Below are 23,147 nucleotides of genomic sequence, written 5' to 3' on the forward strand. Positions count from 1 at the left end.
GATGGAACCGATCGTCGTGGGGGCCGCGATCGTCGCGGACGGACGGCTGCTGGCCGCTCAGCGGGCCGAGCCCGAGGCGCTGAGGGGCGGGTGGGAGCTGCCCGGGGGCAAGGTGGACCCGGGGGAGACCGAGCCCGACGCCCTGGTGCGTGAATGCCTGGAAGAACTGGGCGTCGAGGTCGTCCTGGGGGAGCGGGTGCCCGGGGAGTGGCCGCTGCCGAACGGCTTCATGATGCACGTCTGGATCGCGGGCATCGGGCGGGGAGCGCCGCACCCGCACGAACACCTCGCACTGCGCTGGCTGGGACGGCACGAGCTCTACGAGGTCGCCTGGCTCGCCGCCGACCTCCCTGTCGTCGCCGCGGTCGAGAAGATCGTGTGGGGCGGCAGAGGCTAGCGACGACAAATGTTGGCCGTTCAGAGGTTTTGCCGTCGTTTTCCCCAAACTAGACTGATCCATTGTCTAAATGGATTCGGTCGAAGGGCGAGTGGTGGTAAGGCGCACACACCTGAGGGCCGCGACTTCCGTGGCCGTATCTCTTGGGATCGTGGCCATCGGCCTGGTCGCGGCAGGCCCGGTGTTCGGCGTGACAGCCGACGAGCCGACTGATCCCGGCACGGGGCCGAGTCCCTCGGAGGTCACGGTCACGATCACGACGACCATCACGCATACGACGACCGCCACGGCCACGGCGCCGGGTCCCACGAAAACCATCACCAGGACCGCGCCGGCGAAGCCGCAGCGTCCGGTGGCCACCGTCACGGTCACCAAGACGCACACGGCGCCGACGGTCACCCAGACGGCCATCGCGCAGGCGCCGGGGCTGGCGGCTTTCCCGACGACGACGGTCCAGGTGTCGGCACCTCCGCCGCCGGCACCGGCTGTGTCGCTGGCGCCCGCTGTGCCGACGCCGACGCCGACTCCCACACCGACAGCCGCGGTCACGTTCGAGGAGCCCACGCCGGAGTCGGTGCCGATCGAGATCCGCAACGCGACCCCTGAGTTCGACCAGGCCACGATGAGCAGGAAGCTCTCGATCCTGGCGGCCGGTCTGGTGTTGCTGGCCCTGATGACCTGGCTCGTCTTCGAGGGCAGGCTCCGCCGCATGGCGCACGCGGCGGCCGTGCGCAAGGCGGGGCCACGGTCGGCGCGGGGGCAGGCGGGAACGCCGACGCCCGCGGTCTACCCGCAGGTGGTCTACGTGCCGGTGCAGAGCTACTCGGCCGACGGGCAGCCGCAGACGGTCATGTATGCCATGCCGTACCCGTCTTCCCAGGAGGCTCCTCAGCAGGCGGACGCGAAGCAGGCGGTTGCCGTGCTGGAGGCGCCGGCCGCGCCCGCAGGCCAGTCGGCGGCCGAGCGGCCGTCCCGCTGGAGACTGTGGCGCCGTTCCGCTAAGAGCGCCGACAGCGTTGCCGGAAGCGCCGCCAAGAGCGCCGAAAGCGCCGCCAAGGACGCTGACAGCGCCAAGAGCTAGGGACGCAGGAAGAAGCAGAGAAGCTCAGACAAACGGAAACGCCGGCCGGGTGAACCCGGCCGGCGTTTCCGTTCGCGTCAGTTGCTCCGCTTGAAAATCTTGGATCCGAGCCAGACCAGCGGGTCGTACTTCCGGTCGACCACACGCTCCTTCATCGGGATCAGCGCGTTGTCAGTGATCTTGATGTGCTCGGGACACACCTCGGTGCAGCACTTGGTGATGTTGCAGTAGCCGAGGCCGTGGTCCTCCTGCGCCGACTCCCTGCGGTCGAGTTCGTCGTAGGGGTGCATGTCCAGCTCGGCGATCCGCATGAGGAAACGCGGGCCCGCGAAGGCCGGCTTGTTCTCGTCATGGTCGCGGATCACATGGCACACGTTGTTGCACATGAAGCACTCGATGCACTTGCGGAACTCCTGGGACCGCTCGACGTCGATCTGCTGCATGCGGTACTCGCCGGGCTTGACGTCCTTCGGCGGGGTGAACGACGGGATCTCCCGCGCCTTCTGGTAGTTGAACGAGACGTCGCAGACGAGATCCTTGATCACCGGGAATGTCCGCATTGGCGTGACCGTGATGGTCTCGCTCTCGTCGAACGTGGACATCCGGGTCATGCAACCCAGGCGGGGCCTGCCGTTGATCTCCATCGAGCACGAGCCGCACTTGCCGGCCTTGCAGTTCCACCGGACCGCCAGGTCGGGAGCCTGGGTGGCCTGCAGCCTGTGGATGACGTCGAGGACGACCTCGCCCTCGTTCACCTCGACGGTGAAGTCCTCCAGCTTGCCCTCGCCGCCCTCGCCTCGCCAGACGCGGAACTTCGCCTTGTAACCCATCACGACTCCTTGACCGCGGCGTCGTAGTCCGCCAGCTCGTCCTCGGTGAGGTACTTCTCCAACTCGGCCCGGTCGAACAACGTGATCAGATCCCCGCGCATGGAAGGCTGGACCCTCTCTTCGACCGTAACCCCGGAGGCGTCCGGACCGGCGGAGCAGACCAGGAGCTTTCGCCGCCATTCGGGCGACATGCCGGGGAAGTCGTCGCGGGTGTGCCCGCCGCGGCTCTCCTCGCGCAGCAGCGCGGCCCGGGCCACGCATTCGCTGACGAGCAGCATGTTCCGCAGGTCGATGGCCAGGTGCCAGCCGGGGTTGTAGATCCGGCTGCCGGCCGAGGCGGTGTTCTTCGACCGCTCCTTGAGCTTCTCGACGACCTGGAGCGCCTCGGAGATCTCCTCGGACTTGCGGATGATGCCGACCAGGTCGTTCATCGTGCGCTGGAGTTCGTGGTGGACCTCGTAGGGGTTCTCTCCGCCGGTGCGCTGCAGCGGGGCGATCGCCTCCGCCTCGGCCTCCTCGACGCCCGCCGGCACAGGACGTGCGGCCAGGCCGTCGACGTACGCGGACGCGCCCAGGCCCGCCCGCCGGCCGAAGACCAGCAGGTCGGACAGGGAGTTGCCGCCGAGGCGGTTGGATCCGTGCATGCCGCCGGAGACCTCGCCCGCGGCGAACAGGCCCGGCACGGACGCGGCGCCGGTGTCCGCCTCGACCTCCACGCCGCCCATGACGTAGTGGCAGGTCGGGCCGACCTGCATGGGCTCCTGGGTGATGTCCACGTCCGCCAGTTCCTTGAACTGGTGGTGCATGGACGGCAGGCGCTTGACGATCTCGGCGGCGGGAAGCCGGCTCGACACGTCCAGGAAGACGCCGCCCTGCGGCGATCCACGGCCCGCCTTGACCTCGGCGTTGATGGCCCTGGCCACCTCGTCACGCGGCAGCAGCTCCGGAGGACGGCGGTTGTTGGCCTGGTCGGTGTACCAGCGGTCGCCCTCCTCCTCGGTCGTCGCGTATTTGTCCTTGAACACGTCCGGCACGTAGTCGAACATGAACCGGCGGCCCTCGGAGTTGCGCAGCACGCCGCCGTCACCGCGGACCGACTCGGTGACGAGGATGCCCCGCACCGACGGAGGCCAGACCATGCCTGTCGGGTGGAACTGGATGAACTCCATGTTGATCAGCTTGGCGCCGGCGAGCAGGGCCAGCGCGTGCCCGTCACCCGTGTACTCCCAGGAGTTCGAGGTGACGACGTACGACTTGCCGATGCCGCCGGTGGCGAGCACGACGGCGGGCGCGTCGAAGACGATGAAGTCTCCCGTCTCGCGCCAGTAGCCGAAGGCCCCCGCGATCTTGTCGCCGTCCTTAAGCAGCCTGGTGACCGTGCACTCGGCGAACACCTTGATGAACGCCTCGGGGTCGCCGTGCTCACGCTCGTCCTGCTGCTGAAGTGCGACGACGCGCTGCTGGAGCGTGCGGATCAGCTCCAGGCCGGTACGGTCGCCCACGTGGGCGAGGCGGGGGTACTCGTGGCCGCCGAAGTTCCGCTGGCTGATCTTGCCGTCCTTGGTGCGGTCGAAGAGCGCGCCCCACTCCTCGAGCTCCCAGACCCGGTCCGGGGCCTCCTTGGCGTGCAGTTCGGCCATGCGCCAGTTGTTGAGGAACTTGCCGCCCCGCATGGTGTCGCGGAAGTGCACCATCCAGTTGTCGTCGGGGTTGACGTTCCCCATTGCGGCGGCGGCGCCGCCCTCGGCCATGACCGTGTGGGCCTTGCCGAACAGCGACTTGCAGATGATGGCGGTCCGCTTGCCCTGCTGCCGCGCCTCGATCGCCGCGCGCAGGCCTGCTCCGCCGGCTCCGATGACGACGACGTCGTATTCGTGACGCTCCACGTTGAGATCCTTAAGCGAACGGGAAGTTGATGACGCCCTTGGCGACCAGCCGCACGTACAGGTCGGCGATCATGACCGAGTACATCGAGGCCCAGGCGAACTGCTGGTGCCTGGCATTGAGCTTCGAGACGAAGGTCCACGCCTTGTACCGCAGCGGATGCTTCGAGAAGTGGTTCAGGCGGCCGGCGGTGATGTGGCGGCAGGAGTGGCAGCCGAGGGTGTAGCAGAAGATCAGAACGGCGTTGGCCAGCAGGATGAGCGTGCCGAGGCCCACGTGGCCCCAGTTGCCGTGCTCGTCGCGGAACGCGAGGACCGCGTCGTAGGCGAGGATCGCGCCGATGACCACCGCGAGGTAGAAGAAGTAGCGGTGGACGTTCTGGATGATCAGCGGGAGCCTGGTCTCACCCGAGTACTTCGTGTGAGGCTCGGAGACGGCGCAGGCCGGCGGCGACAGCCAGAACGACCGGTAGTAGGACTTGCGGTAGTAGTAACAGGTCAGCCGGAACCCACCCGGCAGGCCGAGGATCAACAGGCCGGGCGGCAGGGTGTACCAGTCCCCGAACGGCGCGAGGCCCAGGAAGCGTGCTCCTTCGGGGCACGAGGTCGCCAGGCAGGGCGACGAGAAGGGTGCGATGTACGGCTCGGCGAAGTAGCTCTTGTCGAGGATCGCCCAAATTCCATAGATCAGGAACGACATGAGCCCGGCGAAGGTCAGCGCCGGAGTCAGCCACCACCTGTCTGTGCGTAGCGTGCGCACATTGAGTTGCGCGCGTTGCTTCCTTATGGGGCTCTCGGCCGTTGTCTGGGTCATCAGAGACTTTCCACCCTCTGGCACGCGTATGGTGGGGGAAACATTACGACGGCCGCATCCCAAAGTGTGAGGAGCGTCACTCCCAACCGTCTGTGATTCCCGTCACTTCCCCGGCAGTTTGACCACGGTCACGAAGAAATCGTCGATCTGTCGCACTACCCGGATGAACTGGTTGAAATCAACCGGTTTCGTTACGTACGCGTTGGCGTGCAGGTTGTAACCCTTGAGGATATCCTGCTCCGCTTCCGATGTGGTAAGGATCACCACCGGGATGGCTCGCAGCGTGGGATCGTTCTTGATCTCCTGGAGCACCTCGAAGCCGTCGATCCGCGGCAGGTTGAGGTCGAGCAGGATCAGGTCGGGCCTGGGCACGTCGTCGTAGGGTCCCTCGCCCCGGAGGAACGCCAGCGCCTGCTCCCCGTCGTGCACCACGTGGAGCCGGTTGCCGACCTTGTTGTAGGTGAAGGCCTCCTTGGTGAGGAGCACGTCCCCCGGGTCGTCCTCGACCAGGAGCACCTCGATCGGGCGGAAATCAGGCATCGGGGTCTCCCACGGGCGGCAGCGTCCAGCGGAACGTGGCGCCATGCGACTCGCTGGGCCCGTCGCCGGAGTCCAGCCAGATCCGGCCGCCGTGATATTCAACGATCTTGCGGCACAGCGCCAGGCCGATGCCGGTCCCCGGGTAGACGTCGCGCGGATGCAAACGCTGAAAAATCAGGAAAATGCGGTCGGCGTACCGGGGGTCGACGCCGATCCCGTTGTCCGCGCAGCTGAACTCCCACATGTCACCGTCCCGCCGTACGCCGATGTGAACGCGGGGCGGGTCGGCGGAGCGGAACTTCACCGCGTTGCCGACCAGGTTCTGGAAGAGCTGGGTCAGCAGCGGGATGTTGCCCAGCACCTCGGGCAGGTCATCGTGGGTGACGGCGGCGTCGGCGTCGCCGAGCAGGGCGTCCAGGTTGCGCAGGGCCGCGGCCAGGGCGTCTCCCGACGGCGCGGGGTGCAGCTCGCCGCCCACCCGGCCGACCCGGGAGAAGTCGAGCAGGTCGTTGATCAGCAGCTGCATGCGCTTGGCGCCGTCGACGGAGAAGGCGATGTACTGCTTGGCGCGGTCGTCGAGCTGGTCGCCGTACCGCTGTTCGAGCAACTGGCTGAAGCTCGCGACCTTGCGCAGGGGTTCCTGCAGGTCGTGGCTGGCCACATAGGCGAACTGCTCCAGCTCGCCGTTGGAACGCTGGAGTTCCCGCGTCTGGTCGGCGAGCGCCTGGCGCGCCTCCACGGCCGTGCGCCACTCCGTGACGATGCGGCGGCGCATGCCGTCCACGTGTCCCGACAACTCGCGCAGCTCGGCGGGCCTGTCGACGCCGAGCTCGTGGTCGAAGTCGCCGGCGGCCACCGTCCTGACCTGCTCGGCCAGCCGTCCCACGGGGCGGACCACGACCTGGCGCACGATGATCCCGCAGCCGATCACCGCGACCACCACGGCGCCCACGAGCGCCCAGATCGAGACGTAGATCGTGCGCCAGCCGTCGTCCAGCTTGGCCTTGCCGAGGTCGTGCAGCCGGTTGAGCTCGGCCTGCTGAGAGCTCAGCGCCGCCCTGATCCGGCTGAAACGATCGACGTTGACCTTGGCCAGATCGCGGTTGAGCGCCTGGGTGCCGACCTTGGGCACCGCGTCGGCGATCTTCTGCGCGTAGTCCCTGCGCCACTCGGCTGCCGCCACGCTCAGCCGGTTGAGCTCGGCCCGCACGGAGGAGGAGTCGGGGAGCCGGGGGATCGACCAGGTGATGGCGGAGGTCGCCCTCTTCTCGTCGATGACGGCCCGCTTGTAGTCCTGGAGGTATTCGGCGTTCGCGGTCAGGCCGTAGCCCCGGATGGCGTCCTCCTGCGCCTGGAGCGCCGTGGAGATCTCCAGGGTGTGCAGAGCCGAGGGGTCGATGACGTCGACCAGCGACTTCCTGGCGTCCTGCGTCTGGCCGAGCGTGATCAGGATGGCGGTGACCCCGAGCACGAAGACGAAGGCGGAAGCCGTACCGGCCAGGACGAACCAGCGGGCGAGGGGCAGCGTCCCGCGTACGGCGGGGTCGGCGAGCGGGGGGAGGGGTTCAGGCCGCTTCATGGCGATTCCGGTTTCCGGGAGACCAGGACGGCGGCGACGTCGTCGCTCAGGGCGTCGCCGACCTCCGCGATGATCCGGTCGAGGTCGACCCCGCCCTGTTCGCGCACGAGGTCGGCCAGCCCCTCGGTGCCGAGCAGGTCGTGCTCGGCGCCAACGGCGGCCTCGATCAGGCCGTCGGTGTAGAGCAGCAGCGACCAGTCGTCGCCGAGTTCCAGGTCGATCGGGGCCCATTCGACGTCGTCGAAGATGCCGAGAGGCGGCCCCGAGGGCATCTCGGTGACGACGTCGACTGAGCCGTCGCGGATCACCAGGGGTGACGGATGCCCCACCACGTGCAGGCGCGCGCGGCTCAGGCCGGGGTCGATGGTGGCGGTGCACAGGGTGGTGAAGATCTCGGGTGACTTGCGTTCGTTGCGCAGCAGCGCGTCGAGCGTGGCCAGCACGTCGGCGCCGGTGTGGCCGGCCAGCACGAGGGTCCGCCAGCCGATGCGCAGGGCCGTGCCGAGCGCCGCCTCGTCCGGTCCGTGGCCGCAGACGTCCCCGATCAGCACGTGCACCGACCCGTCGGCGGTCTGCACGGTGTCCCAGAAGTCGCCCGCCAGCAGGCCGCGCACCCGGCCGGGCAGGTAGCGCGTCTGGTGGTGGAGCGAGGCCGCCTCGAGCAGCGGCACGGGAAGCAGGCCGCGCTCCAGGCGGGCGTTCTCCTGGCCGACGATGCGTTCTTCCACCAGTTCGCGCATGGCGACGTCGGCGCGTTTGCGTTCGATGGCGTAGCGGATGGCCCGCGACAGGAGCCGGCCGTCCACGTCCTGCTTGACCAGGAAGTCCTCGGCTCCGGCCGCGACGGCCTCGATCCCCACATGGGCGTCGGCAAGGCCGGTGAGCACCAGCACGGCCGTGTCGGGGGCCATCGCCAGCACCTGCTGCAGGGCCTCGAGCCCCGTCGCGTCCGGCAGGGACAGGTCGACCAGCACGCACTGCACGTCGTCGGTCAGCCGATCGCGGCCCTCGGCCAGGGTTCGCGCCCAGGTGATCTTCGGTGGCCTCTCGGCGTCCGCCAGCAACTCCTCGACGAGGAAGGCGTCGGCCGTGTCGTCCTCGATCAGCAGGAGCGTCAAAGGGTCTGGCAGGTCGGGCGACGACGTGATCACGAACGCCTCTCGGAGCGCGGGGAACACGGTCGGGAAAATCTACCGTCGGTGTAGGGCCACTATATGGGCTCTTGGTCGGCCAGAGACTCGATTCCCTGGGGAAGAGTCCCGTGACCGGCGGCCTCCACCAGGTACGACAGCAGCACCCCGCGGAAGGCGTGCGCGGCCCGCGTCGGCTCGACGTCCTTGCGGCGGGCGAGCGCGACGGTACGGCGCAGCCCGGGGACGATCGGCGTGCCGACCAGCCTCGGCCGGTTGTCCAGGACCATCGACGGCACCACGGCGATCCCGAGCCCGGCCTCGACGAATCGCAGGACGGCGTCCATCTCGCCGCCCTCGACGGCGAACCGCGGCTCGAACCCGGCCTGCCTGCACGCGGTCAGCGTCGCCTCGCGCAGGTCGTAGCCCCGCCGGAACATCACCAGGGGGCGTCCGCGCAGATCGTCGATCCGCATGTACGGCCGGCGCCCCGGCTTGGAGGCCGAGGCGACCACGAGGTCCTCCCGCAGGATCTCCTCGGTGACCAGAGAGGGGTCGCTGCTCTGCAGCGGCAGGATGATCAGAGCCAGGTCGAGTTGGCCCCGGGCGAGGTCGCGCACGAGGTCGCGGGAGCCGCCCTCCTCCACCTGGAGCTCGATGCCCGGATACTCCCCGTGGAAGCGGGCCAGCACGTCGGCCAGCAGTCCCGCGCACAGCGAGGGCGTGGCGCCGAGCCGTACCCTTCCGCGCCGGAGGCCGGCCAGTTCCGCGATCTCGCGGCGGGCGGTGTCCGCGTCGGCCAGCATGCGGCGGGCGAGGGGGAGCAGCGCCTCCCCGGCCGGTGTGAGGGTCACGTTGCCCCGCGCCCGGCTGAACAGCGGGGCGCCGAGTTCGGTCTCGAGGGCCTTGATCTGCTTGCTCAGGGATGGCTGGGCGACTCGCGTGCGCTCGGCGGCGTGGGTGAAGTGCCGGGTCTCGGCCACCGCGACGAAGTAGGCGAGCTGTTGGAACTGCATGCGTCACCTTCGTGTGAGATTCCTCGCACTCAGGCCGGCGCTGTCACGGTCGGGAGCCGTACGGGCTGAGCGGATAGTCGCAGGCTATCGAAACCAGACCTGCGATGACTTGGACGCCCCAATGGCGGCGAACCTAGCGTCAGGAGTCGTGACAGCCACTCTTGACCACAAAGTGGACCACCGGCCGGATCGTCCGGCCGGTCGGCGGCCACACGGCTTCTACGGATCCTCGAACGGCAAGAAGGCGGTCATGGCCGTCACGGGCGCCGTTCTCGTGCTGTTCCTGGTCGGCCACATGCTGGGGAACCTGAAGGTCTTCCTCGGCGCCGACTCGTTCAATCACTACGCGGAGTGGCTGCGCACCGTGGGCGAGCCCGCGCTCCCGCACCGCACGCTGCTGACCATCGTCGAGATCGTGCTCACGCTCGCCGTGGTGCTGCACATGTGGTCGGCGGTCTCGCTCGCGCGGCGCGCGGCCAAGGCGCGCCCCGTCAAGTACGCGGCCCGGGTGAAGCCTCAGGCCGGCGGATATGCCACCCGGACCATGCGGTACGGCGGCGTGATCGTCCTTCTCTTCGTGATCTGGCACCTGCTCGACCTCACCTTCGGGGTCGTCAACCCCGAGGGCGGATCGGCTACGCCGTACGACCGGGTGGTGGCCGACTTCGCGCCCGGTCGCTGGTGGGTCACGGTGTTCTACCTGGTCGCCCTGGTGATGGTCGGCCTTCATCTGCGGCACGGCCTGTGGAGCGCGCTCCAGACGCTCGGCCTGGCCCATCGTTACCGCGCGCTCAAGGCGGCCTCCACCGTGGTGTCCGTCGTGCTCGTGGCCGGATTCGTCGCCGTACCCGTCACCGTGATGATCGGAGTGGTGAAATGACGCTCTCGTGGACGGTCGGTGAGCCGATCCAGGACACCAAGGCGCCGTCGGGACCCATCGAGGAACGCTGGGACACGCGCAGGTTCCAGGCCAAGCTGGTCAACCCGGCCAACAAGCGCAAAATGACCGTGATCGTGGTCGGCACCGGCCTGGCGGGCGGTTCGGCCGCGGCGACCCTCGGCGAGCTGGGCTACAAGGTCAAGTCGTTCTGCTACCAGGACTCGCCGCGCCGCGCGCACTCGATCGCCGCGCAGGGCGGCATCAACGCGGCCAAGAACTACCGCGGTGACGGGGACAGCGTCTACCGGCTGTTCTACGACACGGTGAAGGGCGGCGACTTCCGCGCCCGCGAGTCGAACGTCTACCGGCTCGCGCAGGTCAGCGTGAACATCATCGACCAGGCAGTGGCGCAGGGTGTGCCGTTCGCCCGCGAGTACGGCGGGCTGCTCGACACCCGGTCGTTCGGCGGCGCGCAGGTGTCCCGCACCTTCTACGCCAGGGGCCAGACGGGCCAGCAGCTGCTGCTCGGGGCCTACCAGGCGCTGGAGCGGCAGATCGCGGCCGGGACCGTGGAGATGCACACCCGCCACGAGATGCTGGAGCTGATCGTCAGCGGCGGCCGGGCGCGCGGCGTCGTGATCCGTGATCTGGCCACCGGCGAGATCGAGACCCATCTGGCCGACGCCGTCGTGCTGGCCACCGGCGGCTACGGCAACGTGTTCTTCCTGTCCACCAACGCCAAGGGCTGCAACACCTCGGCGATCTGGCGGGCGCACCGCAAGGGCGCGATGTTCGCCAACCCCTGCTACACGCAGATCCACCCGACGTGCATCCCGGTCAGCGGCGAGTACCAGTCGAAGCTGACGCTGATGTCGGAGTCGCTGCGCAACGACGGCCGCGTGTGGGTGCCGCTCAAGAAGGGTGACGACCGCACGCCGGCCGACATCCCCGAAGACGAGCGCGATTACTACCTTGAGCGGATTTATCCGGCTTTCGGCAACCTGGTTCCTCGGGACATCGCCAGCCGCGCCGCCAAGAACGTCTGCGACGAGGGTCGCGGCGTCGGCCCCGGCGGGCTCGGCGTCTACCTCGACTTCGCCGACGCGATCGGCCGCCTCGGCCGCGACGCGGTCGAGGCGAAGTACGGCAACCTCTTCGAGATGTACGAGCGCATCACCGGGGAGAACCCGTACGAGACGCCGATGCGCATCTACCCGGCCGTCCACTACACGATGGGCGGGCTGTGGGTCGACTACGACCTCCAGTCCACCATCCCCGGGCTGTTCGTGATCGGGGAGGCCAACTTCTCCGACCACGGGGCCAACCGCCTCGGCGCGTCCGCGCTGATGCAGGGCCTCGCGGACGGCTACTTCGTGCTGCCCACGACGATCGGCGACTACCTGGCGGGCTCCAAGGGCTTCGGAGACGTGGACCAGGCCGACGTCGAGGCGGCTCAGGCGGCCGTCACGAGCAAGATCGAGAAGCTGCTGGCCGTCGACGGCACCCGCACGGCCGACTCCTTCCACCGCGAGCTCGGCCGGCTCATGTGGGACTACTGCGGCATGGAGCGCACGGACGCCTCCCTGCGCAAGGCGCTGGAGCGCATCCCCGAGCTCCGTGAGGAGTTCTGGAACAACGTCAAGGTGCCCGGTGACGGCGAGGGCCTCAACCAGGCGCTGGAGCGGGCCGGCCGCGTGGCCGACTTCTTCGACCTGGCCGAACTCATGTGCCTCGACGCCCTGCACCGCACCGAGTCGTGCGGCGGCCACTTCCGGGCCGAGTCACAGGACGAGGACGGCGAGGCGCTGCGCGACGACGAGCATTTCGCCTACGTGGCCGCGTGGGAGTGGGGCGAGGACGGCCCGATCCTGCACAAGGAACAGCTCGAGTACGAATACGTGAAGATGACCCAGCGGAGCTACAAGTGAGCGAGCGCGCCACAAGCACGGGGAAGGCGGGCATGAACCTGACCCTCAAGATCTGGCGGCAGAACGGCGCGGCCGACCGCGGTCAGATGGTGACCTACCAGGTCGACGACGTCTCGCCGGACATGTCCTTCCTGGAGATGCTCGACGTGCTCAACGAGCGGCTGACCCTGGAGGGCGCGGACCCGGTCGCCTTCGACCACGACTGTCGCGAGGGCATCTGCGGCATGTGCGGCATGGTCATCAACGGCGTCGCCCACGGCGAGCAGCGCGCCACCACGACGTGCCAGCTCCACATGCGCCACTTCAGGGACGGCGACACGATCACGATCGAGCCGTGGCGGGCCGCGCCGTTCCCCGTGGTCAAGGACCTCGTGGTCGACCGGTCGGCCTTCGACCGGATCATCCAGGCCGGCGGTTTCATCTCGGTGCCCGCCGGGTCGGCGCCCGACGCCCACGCCGTGCCGGTGCCCAAGGCCGACGCGGACGCGGCGTTCGACGCCGCCACCTGCATCGGCTGCGGCGCCTGCGTGGCGGCCTGCCCGAACGGCTCGGCCTCGCTGTTCACCGCCGCCAAGATCACCCACCTGGGCCTGCTCCCGCAGGGCCAGCCCGAGCGGGCCTCGCGCGCCAAGGCCATGGTCGAGCAGATGGACGCCGAGGGCTTCGGCGGCTGCACGAACACCGGCGAGTGCACCGCGGTGTGCCCCAAGGGCATCCCGCTGGACGCCATCGCGCGCATGAACGCCGACTACCTCAAGACGGCGGGCAAGTAACCCAGAACGCCGTGATGGACGCCCCCGTGGGAATCCATCACGGCGTTCACCTGTCTTACGGCCGCTGCCGGGGCGGGCCGCCGATCTCCGCGCGGACCTCGGTGCCCAGGGCCGCGAGGTCGACGCCGGTGTCGGCGAGGATTCTGGCGCCGAGGCCCTCGCCCTCGCGGATCAGGCCGAGCAGGATGTGGCCGTCGCGGATGTCGCGGCTCTTGAGCGCGAGGGCCTCGCGCAGGGACAGTTCCAGGACCTTCTTCGCGCGCGGGCCGAACGGGATGCTGCGCCCGCTGACCAGGATGCCCCTGTGGTCCCTGCTGGGACTGCGGTCGAGGGCGCCCGGCCCGAAGGCGGCCTCGATCTTCTCCCTGACCGCCGACAGGTCGATGCCGATGGACTCGAGAGCGTCCGCGTCAAGGTCGCCGGCCGGAGGAGCGCCGACGGCCTGCACGATCGCGGCGGACGCCCGGCCGTGATCAAGTCCGTGCCCGTTGAGGAGCCGTGCGGAGACGGTGCCGGGCTGCTCCAGGAGGCCGAGGAGAAGGTGCTCGGTCCCGATGCGGTCGTGCCGCAGCCGCCGGGCGTTCTCCATGGCCAGTTTGACCGTCTGCCGGGCCTCGTCGGTGAATCGTTCGAACATCGTCTATTTCTCCCGCCTCAACAGTCCCCGTCCGCCCGCGTACTTCTTGTGCACCGCCTGCCGCGTCACTCCCAGCAGGGTCGCGATGTCCTGCCAGGACCAGCCCGCGGCCCGTGCGTTCTCCACCTGCAGTGCTTCCAGCCGCTCCACCAGCACCCGCAGGGCCTGCACGGCGCGCAGCCCTGTGGCCGGATCGCGGCTGGCGGCGTCGTCGGTCAGCCGTGCCGTATCGCTCATGCTGTCAACCTAAATTGACACCGCAAGGATGTCAACCTTGGTTGACGCAGGAAAATCATTTGCCCCATGACCTGCGATCTTGCGAGCCTAGGATGGCCATGATTTCCTTGCCTGTCGCCGATCCCGGCACTCCAGACGCCCGCGGGCCCTTCCGGTACCTGTGGTGGACCGCGCGTGTCCAGGGCCGCATGATGCTGATCGGCATCGGGCTCGCCATCGTGTGGTGGCTCGGGCAGGCGTTCGTGCCCGCGGCGCTCGGCAAGGCGATCGACGCCCTGGCCGCCGACGACACCGGCCGGCTGGCCGAATGGGCGGGCGTCGTGCTCGGGCTCGGCGTCATCCAGGCGGCCGCGGGCGTGCTGCGGCACCGGTACGCCGTGTTCACCTGGTTGTCCGCGGCCTACCGCACGGTCCAGGTCACCACCCGGCAGGCGACCCGGCTGGGTGCGACGCTGCCCAAACGCCTGTCCACCGGCGAGGTGGTGAGCGTGGGCAACTCCGACATCGCCCACATCGGCAACTCGATGGACATCCTGCTGAGGGGCACGGGCGCGTTCGTCGCCATCGTCACGGTGACGGTGATCCTTCTCAGCACGTCGTTGCCGCTCGGGCTGATCGTGCTGATCGGTGTGCCGGTGATGGCGGCGGCCGTCGCGCCCCTGCTCCGGCCGCTCCACAAACGCCAGCACGCGCAACGCGACCTGCAGGGCGATCTCGCGACCCGCGCCTCCGACATCGTCGCCGGCCTGCGGGTGCTGCGCGGCATCGGCGGCGAGGCGGTCTTCGCCGCGCGCTACCGCGAGGAGTCCCAGCGCGTACGGCAGGCGGGCGTGCGGGTGGCCTCGGTCGAGTCGGCCCTGGAGGGCGCGCAGATCCTCCTGCCCGGCCTGCTCATCGCCGGCGTCACGTGGCTGGGCGCCCATTTCGCCATGGAGGGGCAGATCACCCCCGGGCAGCTCGTCGCGTTCTACGGTTACGCGATGTTCCTGATCGGCCCGTTGCGCACGCTCACGGAGGCCGCCGACCGGCTGACCAAGGGTCACGTCGCGGCCCGCCGCATCTGCCGGATCCTCGTGCTCGAGCCGGAGATCTCCGGAGGAACGGGCACGGCACCGCGAAACGGGGTTCTGCTTGACGGCCGATCAGGCGTGGCCGTACGGCCGGGCCGTCTGACCGCGCTCGTGACGGCGACGCCCGAGGAAGCCGCGGAGATCGCCGACCGGCTGGGCCGCTACGCGCCGGGTGAGGTGACCCTCGGCGGCGTCGCCTTGGAGACGCTGCCGGTCGCCGAGGTCAGGCGGCACATCCTGGTCGCCGACAACGCCGCGATGTTGTTCACCGGACGCCTGCGCGACGAGCTCGACGTTCGGGGCCACGCCGCCGACGACGACGTGGCGGCGGCGCTGCACGCGGCGTGCGCCGACGATGTCGTCGAGGCGCTTCCCGACGGGCTGGAGGCCCGCGTCGCCGAGTCAGGCAGGGAGTTCTCCGGCGGACAGCGGCAACGACTGCGCCTGGCCCGCGCGCTGATCGCCGACCCGGAGATCCTGGTCCTGGTCGAGCCGACCAGCGCCGTCGACGCGCATACGGAGGCGCGCATCGCCGACCGGCTCGGCAAGGCGCGCGCGGGCCGCACGACGCTGGTCTGCACGACCAGCCCGCTCGTCCTCGATCGGGCCGACCTCGTGTTGTACGTCGAGGACGGCAAGGTCCGGGCCGAAGGAAGCCACCGGGAGCTGCTCCGGGCCGAGCCCGGATACGCGTCCACCGTCATCAGAGGGGAGGGCTGACCATGGCGAGTCGCATCCTGCCGGTCGCCGACCGCGCGCAGGTCCGCGCCTACGCGCGTCGGCTGGCTCTGAAGTATCCGAGGGAACTCGCGCTCGCGTTGTCCCTGCACGCCCTCGCCGCGACGTCCGGGCTCGTGTCTCCGCGCCTGCTCGGCGAGCTGGTCCAGTCCGTCGCCGACAGGACCGGCGACGTCGACGTCGACATGATCGCGCTGGCCATCGGCGGATTCGTCGTCGTGCAGGCGGTGCTGATCCGCTTCGCGGTCTACGCGTCCTCGCGGCTGGGCGAGAAGGTGCTGGCGGAGCTGCGGGAGGACTTCGTCGAGCAGGTGCTCGCCCTGCCGCTGTCGACCGTCGAGCGCGCCGGCTCAGGCGACCTCATCACCCGCACGTCCCGCGACGTCGACGCTCTGTCCCGGTCCGTACGGCAGGCCGTGCCCGAGACCCTCATCGCCTTCGTCACCTGCGCGTTCGCCGTCGGCGCCCTGCTGCTCGTGGGGCCGGTCATGGCACTGCCGCTGCTGGTGGCGGTGCCCGTGCTGTGGATCTCCACCCGGTGGTACCTGAACCGCGCCAGGGACGGCTACCTGCGGGAGAACGCGGCATACGCGGAGATGACCGAGGGACTGGCCGAGACGGTCGAGGGCGCGCGGACCGTCGAGGCGCTGGGCCTGCAGGACCGCCGTCACCGCCGGACGGACGGCGACATCGCGGGCTCCTTCGCGGCCGAGCGCTACACCCTCGGCCTGCGGATGGTCTGGTTCCCCACCGTCGAGGTCGGCTACGTGATCCCCATCGTGGCGACCCTGCTGCTGGGCGGCCTGTTCCACACCTGGGGCTGGGTTTCGCTCGCCCAGGTCACGGCGGCCACACTGTACGTCCAGCAGCTCATCGACCCGCTCGACCGGGTGCTGTCGTGGATGGACGAGCTCCAGGTCGGCGGCGCCTCCATGTCGCGGCTGCTCGGCGTCGTCAACGTGCCCGACGACCGGGTGGCGGGCGAGGCCCGGCCGGACGGCGAGGAGCTGCGGGCCTCCGGCGTGCGCTACGCCTACCGCGAGGGCCATGACGTGCTGCACGGCATCGACCTCGACGTGCGGGCCGGCGAGCGGCTGGCCATGGTCGGCCCGTCGGGCGCGGGCAAGTCCACGCTCGGCCGCCTGCTGGCGGGCATCCACGGGCCCCGGACCGGCACGGTCACCGTGGGCGGCGTGCCGCTGGTCGACCTGCCGCTCGACGACCTGCGCGGCCACGTCGCGCTGGTCACGCAGGAGCATCACGTGTTCCGGGGCACCCTGCGCGACAACGTGCTCATCGGGCGGCCGGACGCGACCGACGCCGACGTCCGCAGGGCGCTGGAGGCGGTGGACGCCCGGGAGTGGGCGGAGGCGTTCGACGAGGGGCTGGACACGGTCGTCGGCTCAGGCGGGCAGGCGTTGTCGCCCGCGCAGGCGCAGCAGCTCGCGCTCGCCAGGCTGGTGCTCGCCGACCCGCACACGCTCGTGCTCGACGAGGCCACCTCGCTGATCGACCCGACGGCCGCCCGGCACCTGGAGCGGTCACTCGCCGCCGTGCTCGACGGGCGCACGGTGATCGCGATCGCGCACCGGCTCTACACCGCCCACGACGCCGACCGCGTGGCCGTCGTCGAGGACGGCCGGGTCAGCGAGCTCGGCTCCCACGACGACCTCGTCGCCGCCCGGGGCGCGTACGCCGCGCTCTGGGACAGCTGGCACGGCAAGAGCCGCTGAGATCCCCCCGCGCGCGGCGCGCGCGGGGGGATCCGCCTCACTCGTGGTGGGGGAACTCCCCGCCGAGCGACGACGTGAGGAACTGCAGCTGGAGCCGCAGGAGGTTCTCCGCGACGACCTCCTGCGGGGTCATGTGGGTGACCCCGGACAGCGGCAGCACGGTGTGCGGCCGCCCGGCGCCGAGCAGGGCCGACGACAGCCGCAGCGTGTGCGCGGCGACCACGTTGTCGTCGGCCAGGCCGTGCACCAGCAGCAGCGGCCGTTCCAGCTTCTCGGCGTCGCCGATGAGCGACGACGCCTCGTAGTGCCCCTCGTCGGGGTGGCCGAGGTAACGCTCGGTGTAGCAGGTGTCGTAGAGCCGCCAGTCGGTGACCGGCGCGCCCGCGACGGCGGCGTGGAACACGTCGGGACGGCGCAACACGGCCAGCGCCGCGAGGTAGCCGCCGAACGACCAGCCCCTGATCGCGACCCGGCTGAGGTCGAGGTCGTCGGGGTGCAGCGCCGCCACCCCCTGAAGGGCGTCCACCTGGTCCTCCAGGGCCAGGGTGAAGTCGTGCAGCATCTCGCGCTCGAACGCGGGGCCCCGGCCGGGCGTGCCGCGTCCGTCGGCGACGATCACGGCGAAGCCCTGATCGGCCCACCACTGGGGCTCCAGGAACATCCGGCCGGCCGCGAGCACGCGCTGGGCGTGCGGCCCGCCGTACGGGTCCATGAGGACGGGCAGCCGGGCCGAACCGGGCACGTGCCACGACGGCAGCACAACGGCCGTCGACAGGCCCCGCGAGCCGGCGCGCACCAGCGAGACGCGGGGTTCGAGGCCCGGCCGCTCGGCCACCGACGCGATCGACGCCGGCGAGCGGTCGGGGCGCACGACCGCCACCGACGCGCCCTCGGCGTCGAGGCTCTGCCGTACGACGACGGTCACACCGGCCGCGAAGCGCCCGGTGTGCACGCCGGCCTCGGTGGTGACGGGACGGATCGAACCGCCGGAGTAGACCCAGAGCTGGATCTCGGTCGGCTCGGTGGACGCCTGGAAGAGCACCGTGTCGCCGTCGACGTCCAGCACCGCCCTGACCTGCAGGGTCGGCGGCGTGACCGGCTGGTCGCCGATGAACAGGCGGTGGCCGCCGTCGGCGACGGCGGCCCAGACCAGGCGCCCGTCGGACAGGTGGCCGGGCACGCCGGTCACGATGTCCACCCACGCCGGGTCGGTGTCCTCGCGCACGAGCTCCGTGGCGCCCGTCTCGGGGTCGACCGCGAGCAGCCGCATGGTCCGCTGGTCGCGCGAGAGCGTGACGATGGACAGGCCGTGCCCGTTCCAGGCGGCCGTGACCAGATACTCCTGCACGAACGGCACGGCCACGCGCGAGCCGTCCAGGCCGAGGACGAACAGCGACACGTCGGCGTTGGCCGTACCGGCCGCGGGGTAACGCTGCGGCACCGCAGGACGGTCCGGGTTGGCCGGGTCGGCGATGTGCCACAGGTCCACGGGGCTCTCGTCGGCCCGCTCGACCAGCAGGCGGTCGCCCGAGGGGGCCCACCAGTAGCCGCGCATGCGGTCCATCTCTTCTGCGGCGATGAACTCGGCCAGGCCGTAGGAGACCTCCTCGGCCTCGGGGGCGGCGAGCACCCGGTCCTCGCCGGTCGCGACGTCGAGCACGTGGAGGGCGCCCGCCGAGACGTAGGCCACCCGGGTCCCGTCCGGGCTGAGCCGGGGGTCGATCACCCCGCCCCGCGTCCGCAGCGTCCGCACGGCGCCTGTGGCGATCTCGGCCAGGTGAAGCTCGCCCGACAGGGCGAAGACGGCCTGGCGGACCTCGCCGTCGGTCGCGTAGGCGACGACGCCTCCCGCGGACTCCCGCGACCGCTCCCGGCGGGCGCGCTCCTCCGCGGGCAGATCCTCGTCGGCCGCTCCCATCGCGTGCGGGTCGACGACCAGGCGTTCCTCGCCGGAGACGGTGTCGAGCTCCCACAGGCACGTGACGGGATCCGTACCCGACCGCGTGCGCAGGAAGACGACGCGGCCGCCGTCGGGGGAGATCGTGAAACCACGCGGGACCCCGAGGGTGAACCGCCTGGTCCGGGCATGCAGACGCGGGAAGCTCTCAGTCATAGCCCCCCATACTGTCAGCTTGCCGAACGATGGCGGCGATGACCTAGGCTCGAATCCATGACTGATCGGCGTTTGCTGCTCGTGCACGCCCACCCTGACGACGAGTCGATCGGGACGGGCGCGACGATGGCGAAATACGTGGCCGAGGGAGCCCACGTGACGTTGGTGACCTGCACGCTCGGCGAAGAGGGTGAGGTCATCCCGCCGGAGCTCGCCCACCACGCCGCCGACAGGGGCGACACGCTCGGCCACTACCGCATCGGGGAGCTCGCCGCCGCGTGCAAGGCGCTCGGCGTCACCGACCACCGCTTCCTCGGCGGGCAGGGCCGCTGGCGCGACTCGGGGATGATGGGCGTCGCCTCCAACGACCGGCCGGGCTCCTTCTGGCAGGCCGACGTCGACGAGGCGGCGGCCGAGCTCGTCACCGTGATCCGCGAGGTCAGGCCGCAGGTCATGGTGACCTACGACGAGAACGGCTTCTACGGCCACCCCGACCACATCCAGGCCCACCGGGTGGCCTGGCGGGCCTTCGAGATGGCCGCCGATCGCTCCCATCCCGGCGGGGAGCCGTGGCGGGTCGCCAAGTTCTACTACACGGCGATGCCGAGGTCGGTCATGAGGCGGGCCGCCGACGCGATGAGCGAGGCGGATGTGGACTTCTGGAGTCCGGAAACCGATGACATGCCCTTCGGCTGCGCCGACGAGGAGGTCACCACGGAGATCGACGCCCGCGCATTCGTGGAGGCCAAGCTCGACGCCATGCGCGCGCACGCCACCCAGATCGCCGTGGACGCCCCCTGGTTCGCGCTGTCCAACAAGATCGGCCAGCAGGTGCTCGGGGTGGAGCACTTCATCCTCCGTGCCGGGGTCCCCGGCCCGTCGGGCGTCGGCGCCCCGCACGAGGCCGGCGGGATCGGGGAGCCGTACACCCGCGAGGAGGACCTGTTCGCGGGCATCCGCTAGCCTCAGCGGCATGTCACCGATAACGGGCGCGGCGTACGTTGTGCTCTTCCTGCTGGGGTTCGTCCTCGGTGTCGTCGGCGGCTTCGAGCATTCCTGGTACACCGGGGCCGTGCCGCTGGCGGCCATCGCCTGGTTGCCCGTCCTGTTCGCCATGGCGTACGTGATGGGCCGGCTGATGGGCGGGAAGCTCGGCGCGACGGTCCCGGCGCTGGGCTGGCTCGTGGTCTCCTTCGTGCTCGCCACCAAGCAACCGGCCGGAGACCTGGCCATCTCCGGTGACACGTCGGGCTTCGTCTACCTGTACGGCGGGGCGGTCGCGATCGCGGTCGGCGTAATGCTCACCCCGTCGTCCGGGTCGTGGCTGCTGAAGGAGCCGGGCGGCTCCTGACGCTTTACCTCGGGGCGGCCGTCGCCGATCCTGAGGAGATGCGGCGATGGCACCGGACTCGGCAGGTGATCAACTATGCCAACCTCTCCACGCCCGCCGGGCTGCTCATCGCCCTGATCGGCGGCGCGAAGCCGTGCAGGGGCGAGCAGGGCCTGATCTTCGCCCACGGCTACCGCATCCCGTTCCCCGTGGCGGGAGCGTTCACGGTGGGCAATGTGGTGCTCACCAAGAACCCCGAGGGGTATCTCACCGGCCGGCTGCTCGATCACGAGGCCCGGCACGCCAGCCAGTACGCCGCCTGCGTCGGCCTCCCCATGATCGTGCTGTATGTGATCGCCTCCGGCGTCTCCTACGCGCTCTGCGGGCACCCGGCGTCGTGGAACCCGTTCGAGCGGCTGGCCGGTCTCGACGACGGCGGCTATCCGCACCATTCCGCCCGGTGGCGGCGAGGCCGCGGGGGAGGATCCGATCATGACGTTCACCACCTCTGACCTGTTCGACGCCCATCCCGGGGCACTGAGCAGCTGCGTCACCCAATTCCGCTCGTACGGCTCCCGCGCCCGGTTCCTGGGCCGGATCGCCACCGTCCGGTGCCTGGAGGACAACGCGCAGGTCAAAAGGGTGCTGGCGACGGAGGGCACCGGGCGGGTGCTCGTCGTCGACGGGGGCGGCTCCCTGCGCTCGGCGCTCGTCGGCGACCTCGTCGCGGCCTCCGCCGTACGGAACGGCTGGTCAGGGGTGATCGTCAACGGCGCCGTCAGGGACACGGCGGCGCTGGCCGGGCTCGACCTCGGCGTGAAGGCGCTGGGCTCCAACCCGCGCAGAAGCGCCAAGGAGGGGCGGGGTGAGGTGGAGATCCCCGTGACCTTCGGGGAGGTGACGTTCGTCCCGGGGGACTGGCTCTACAGCGATGAGGACGGCGTGGTCGTCGGCGCGCTCCCGGTTCACAACGCCCAGGTCTGACCCTCCGGGGTGTCGGCGACCTCGACGCCGAGGCCGGCCAGCTCCTCGCGGAGCCTGTCGACGGCGGCCCAGTCTCCGCCCGCCAGCGCGCGCTCGCGGGCATCGAGCAGCTCGCCCGCCCCCGCGGGGAGCACCGGAACCTTTCCGATGTCGATCGACAGGTCGAGGCCGAGCACATGATCGAGGTGCAGGAACGTCTCGAAGCGGGACCCCGGCGCGACGGACTCGTCGGTCTCCAGGTCGCGCAGCAGCCGCAGGGCCGACGGCGTGTCCAGGTCGTCGTCGAGCGCCTCCCGGATCGCCGTCGCGTGAGCGGTGTCGATGGGGCGGCTGGGAGACTCCGCCCATTCGGCCACACGTCGCCGCCATCGCGTGAGCGTCCGCGCGGAGGCCCGCAGATCGTCCTCGGTGAGGCGGACGTCCTCACGGTGGTGCCGCTCCATGAGCGCCAGCCGTACGGCCAGCGGGTCGAGGCCGGTCGCGGTGATCTCGCCGAGCGAGGCGGTCTCGACGTCCAGACGGCCACCGCGGAGATGCCGCACGGCCGGGGCCGACAGCGCCGCCACGGCGTCGCCGTGCCGCCCGGCGCCGCTGACGTGGAGGTCGTGGCGCTCGCCTAGAAGGCGCAGCGCGAGGGCCGGGCACCAGGCGTCCGGGCCGGGCGCTCCGGGCCCCCAGGGGGAGTCCCAGCCCCCGGGAGAGGGTGTCCAGAGCCGGTGCGGGCCCGACACCACGCCGCCGTCGCCCGTGGGGCGGGCACGCCCGGCGGAGATCAGCCGGGCGACGAGTTCGATCACCGCGTCCGCGTGCTCGGACTCCCGCAGGGACCGCTCAGGGGCGCGGATGTTCATGGCCAGGGCGTCGCGGCGCAGAGCGTCGTCGAACCGCTCGGCGGCTTCTGCGTGCTCGGCGGGTTCAGCGTGCTCGGCGGCCTCAGTGGGTTCGGCGGCCGCAGTGGGTTCGTCGTGCTCGGCGGCCCCGGCAGGCCCGGCGGCCTCGGAAGGCTCTGAGGGACCAGCGGCGGCCTCGCCGTGGTGGCCGACGTCGGCGACGCTCGTGCAGGAGACCACCCGCAACCCCTGCCGGTCGGCGACCCTGACGACCAGGTCGGCCAGCAGCAGCGTGCGCAGATCGCCGAGGTGGGCGGACCGGTGCGGGGGCGGGCCGCAGACGAACATCCGCACAACCCGCGACCCGGGAGCGGCCACCGGCTCCAGGCGGCCCGTACCCGTGTCGTAGATCCGCAGCATCCTCCGAGCCTAAACGAGTTCCTCCCGAAGCCCGATCAGCGGTCGATCGGGAACCAGTCGCGGGTCGTCGGCACGCATTGCGACGATCATCTCGTTGATCACGCTGGCGGCTTTGTCAGGGGAAGTCCGTCTCTTACGGTGGGTCTCCGCTCGCCGCCGGGGCCGTGGTCCGGGGTGGCGCCGTCGGTGTTGTTCGGCGGTGTC

At 70.5% G+C, this 23,147-nt stretch carries 22 protein-coding genes; 11 read left to right on the top strand and 11 right to left on the bottom strand.

Annotated elements, in window-relative coordinates; genetic code table 11:
* Position 1: 1 nt before the first annotated feature.
* Both Pth03_RS06935 and Pth03_RS06940 read left to right on the top strand, forming a co-directional pair.
* A complete protein-coding gene (locus Pth03_RS06935) occupies positions 2-397 on the top strand; it encodes a (deoxy)nucleoside triphosphate pyrophosphohydrolase (protein WP_203943269.1) in 396 nt (131 codons plus the stop codon).
* 130 nt (positions 398-527) lie between these two features.
* Entirely contained in the window at positions 528-1,478 is a 951-nt protein-coding gene (locus Pth03_RS06940; RefSeq protein ID WP_203943270.1) for a hypothetical protein, read from the top strand.
* Between the two features lie 77 nt (positions 1,479-1,555).
* Here Pth03_RS06940 and Pth03_RS06945 read toward each other — a convergent pair whose 3' ends face one another.
* The 7 genes from Pth03_RS06945 to Pth03_RS06975 form a co-directional block, all read right to left on the bottom strand.
* Positions 1,556-2,308, bottom strand: coding sequence for a succinate dehydrogenase/fumarate reductase iron-sulfur subunit (locus Pth03_RS06945; protein WP_203943271.1), 753 nt, complete (start codon positions 2,306-2,308; stop codon positions 1,556-1,558).
* Complete coding sequence (locus Pth03_RS06950; RefSeq protein WP_203943272.1) at positions 2,308-4,194, bottom strand: fumarate reductase/succinate dehydrogenase flavoprotein subunit; 1,887 nt, start codon at positions 4,192-4,194, stop codon at positions 2,308-2,310. The genes Pth03_RS06945 and Pth03_RS06950 overlap by 1 nt, the downstream gene beginning before the upstream one ends.
* 10 nt (positions 4,195-4,204) lie before the next feature.
* Positions 4,205-5,005 (bottom strand): succinate dehydrogenase subunit SdhC, encoded by an 801-nt coding sequence (sdhC, locus tag Pth03_RS06955; protein WP_203943273.1) that lies wholly within the window; start codon positions 5,003-5,005, stop codon positions 4,205-4,207.
* Between the two features lie 102 nt (positions 5,006-5,107).
* Positions 5,108-5,545 (bottom strand): response regulator, encoded by a 438-nt coding sequence (locus Pth03_RS06960; RefSeq protein ID WP_203943274.1) that lies wholly within the window; start codon positions 5,543-5,545, stop codon positions 5,108-5,110.
* Entirely contained in the window at positions 5,538-7,124 is a 1,587-nt protein-coding gene (locus Pth03_RS06965) for a sensor histidine kinase (protein ID WP_203943275.1), read from the bottom strand. The genes Pth03_RS06960 and Pth03_RS06965 overlap by 8 nt, the downstream gene beginning before the upstream one ends.
* Positions 7,121-8,302 carry a PP2C family protein-serine/threonine phosphatase gene (locus Pth03_RS06970; RefSeq protein ID WP_239118818.1) on the bottom strand — a complete coding sequence of 394 codons (1,182 nt, stop codon included), beginning with the start codon at positions 8,300-8,302 and terminating at the stop codon, positions 7,121-7,123. The genes Pth03_RS06965 and Pth03_RS06970 overlap by 4 nt, the downstream gene beginning before the upstream one ends.
* Before the next feature lie 32 nt (positions 8,303-8,334).
* The gene (locus tag Pth03_RS06975; RefSeq protein WP_203943276.1) at positions 8,335-9,270 is read right to left on the bottom strand and encodes a LysR family transcriptional regulator; all 936 of its coding nucleotides are present in this window, start codon (positions 9,268-9,270) and stop codon (positions 8,335-8,337) included.
* A gap of 148 nt (positions 9,271-9,418) precedes the next feature.
* Here Pth03_RS06975 and Pth03_RS06980 point away from each other — a divergent pair, with 148 nt between their 5' ends.
* From Pth03_RS06980 to Pth03_RS06990, 3 genes are read left to right on the top strand one after another with little or no spacing between them, the layout of a single operon-like run.
* Positions 9,419-10,150 carry a succinate dehydrogenase cytochrome b subunit gene (locus tag Pth03_RS06980; protein WP_239118819.1) on the top strand — a complete coding sequence of 244 codons (732 nt, stop codon included), beginning with the start codon at positions 9,419-9,421 and terminating at the stop codon, positions 10,148-10,150.
* A complete protein-coding gene (locus tag Pth03_RS06985) occupies positions 10,147-12,078 on the top strand; it encodes a fumarate reductase/succinate dehydrogenase flavoprotein subunit (protein ID WP_203943278.1) in 1,932 nt (643 codons plus the stop codon). The genes Pth03_RS06980 and Pth03_RS06985 overlap by 4 nt, the downstream gene beginning before the upstream one ends.
* A 32-nt stretch (positions 12,079-12,110) precedes the next feature.
* Positions 12,111-12,851, top strand: a complete 741-nt coding sequence (locus Pth03_RS06990) for a succinate dehydrogenase/fumarate reductase iron-sulfur subunit (RefSeq protein WP_203943325.1) — start codon at positions 12,111-12,113, stop codon at positions 12,849-12,851.
* A 55-nt stretch (positions 12,852-12,906) separates the two neighbouring features.
* Here Pth03_RS06990 and Pth03_RS06995 read toward each other — a convergent pair whose 3' ends face one another.
* On the bottom strand, positions 12,907-13,488 hold the full coding sequence (locus tag Pth03_RS06995; RefSeq protein ID WP_203943279.1) for a Clp protease N-terminal domain-containing protein: 582 nt from the start codon (positions 13,486-13,488) through the stop codon (positions 12,907-12,909).
* Between the two features lie 3 nt (positions 13,489-13,491).
* Positions 13,492-13,725 (bottom strand): RNA polymerase subunit sigma-70, encoded by a 234-nt coding sequence (locus Pth03_RS07000; RefSeq protein WP_203943280.1) that lies wholly within the window; start codon positions 13,723-13,725, stop codon positions 13,492-13,494.
* Positions 13,726-13,823: 98 nt separating this feature from the next.
* Between Pth03_RS07000 and Pth03_RS07005 the strand changes: the two genes are divergently transcribed.
* Together Pth03_RS07005 and Pth03_RS07010 are read left to right on the top strand one after the other, a co-directional pair.
* Complete coding sequence (locus Pth03_RS07005) at positions 13,824-15,515, top strand: ABC transporter ATP-binding protein (protein WP_203943281.1); 1,692 nt, start codon at positions 13,824-13,826, stop codon at positions 15,513-15,515.
* A 2-nt stretch (positions 15,516-15,517) separates the two neighbouring features.
* On the top strand, positions 15,518-17,266 hold the full coding sequence (locus Pth03_RS07010; protein WP_203943282.1) for an ABC transporter ATP-binding protein: 1,749 nt from the start codon (positions 15,518-15,520) through the stop codon (positions 17,264-17,266).
* Positions 17,267-17,303: 37 nt separating this feature from the next.
* Here Pth03_RS07010 and Pth03_RS07015 read toward each other — a convergent pair whose 3' ends face one another.
* Positions 17,304-19,379, bottom strand: coding sequence for a S9 family peptidase (locus Pth03_RS07015; protein WP_203943283.1), 2,076 nt, complete (start codon positions 19,377-19,379; stop codon positions 17,304-17,306).
* Positions 19,380-19,436: 57 nt separating this feature from the next.
* On the opposite strand from Pth03_RS07015, the gene mshB reads away from it, so the two are divergent.
* The 4 genes from mshB to rraA are packed head-to-tail and all read left to right on the top strand — an operon-like array spanning position 19,437 to position 21,693.
* Entirely contained in the window at positions 19,437-20,342 is a 906-nt protein-coding gene (mshB, locus tag Pth03_RS07020) for an N-acetyl-1-D-myo-inositol-2-amino-2-deoxy-alpha-D-glucopyranoside deacetylase (protein WP_203943284.1), read from the top strand.
* Between the two features lie 10 nt (positions 20,343-20,352).
* A complete protein-coding gene (locus tag Pth03_RS07025) occupies positions 20,353-20,730 on the top strand; it encodes a DUF6113 family protein (RefSeq protein ID WP_203943285.1) in 378 nt (125 codons plus the stop codon).
* Positions 20,700-21,221: a hypothetical protein gene (locus Pth03_RS07030; protein WP_239118820.1), complete on the top strand. Its 522-nt coding sequence runs from the start codon at positions 20,700-20,702 to the stop codon at positions 21,219-21,221. Before Pth03_RS07025 ends, Pth03_RS07030 begins: the two co-directional genes overlap by 31 nt.
* Complete coding sequence (rraA, locus tag Pth03_RS07035; RefSeq protein WP_203943286.1) at positions 21,202-21,693, top strand: ribonuclease E activity regulator RraA; 492 nt, start codon at positions 21,202-21,204, stop codon at positions 21,691-21,693. Before Pth03_RS07030 ends, rraA begins: the two co-directional genes overlap by 20 nt.
* Here the strand turns inward: rraA and Pth03_RS07040 are convergent.
* Positions 21,675-22,943 (bottom strand): CysS/YqeB C-terminal domain-containing protein, encoded by a 1,269-nt coding sequence (locus tag Pth03_RS07040; RefSeq protein ID WP_203943287.1) that lies wholly within the window; start codon positions 22,941-22,943, stop codon positions 21,675-21,677. The genes rraA and Pth03_RS07040 overlap by 19 nt on opposite strands.
* Positions 22,944-23,147: the final 204 nt, after the last annotated feature.

This window comes from Planotetraspora thailandica, assembly GCF_016863335.1.
GTDB lineage: Bacteria > Actinomycetota > Actinomycetes > Streptosporangiales > Streptosporangiaceae > Planotetraspora > Planotetraspora thailandica.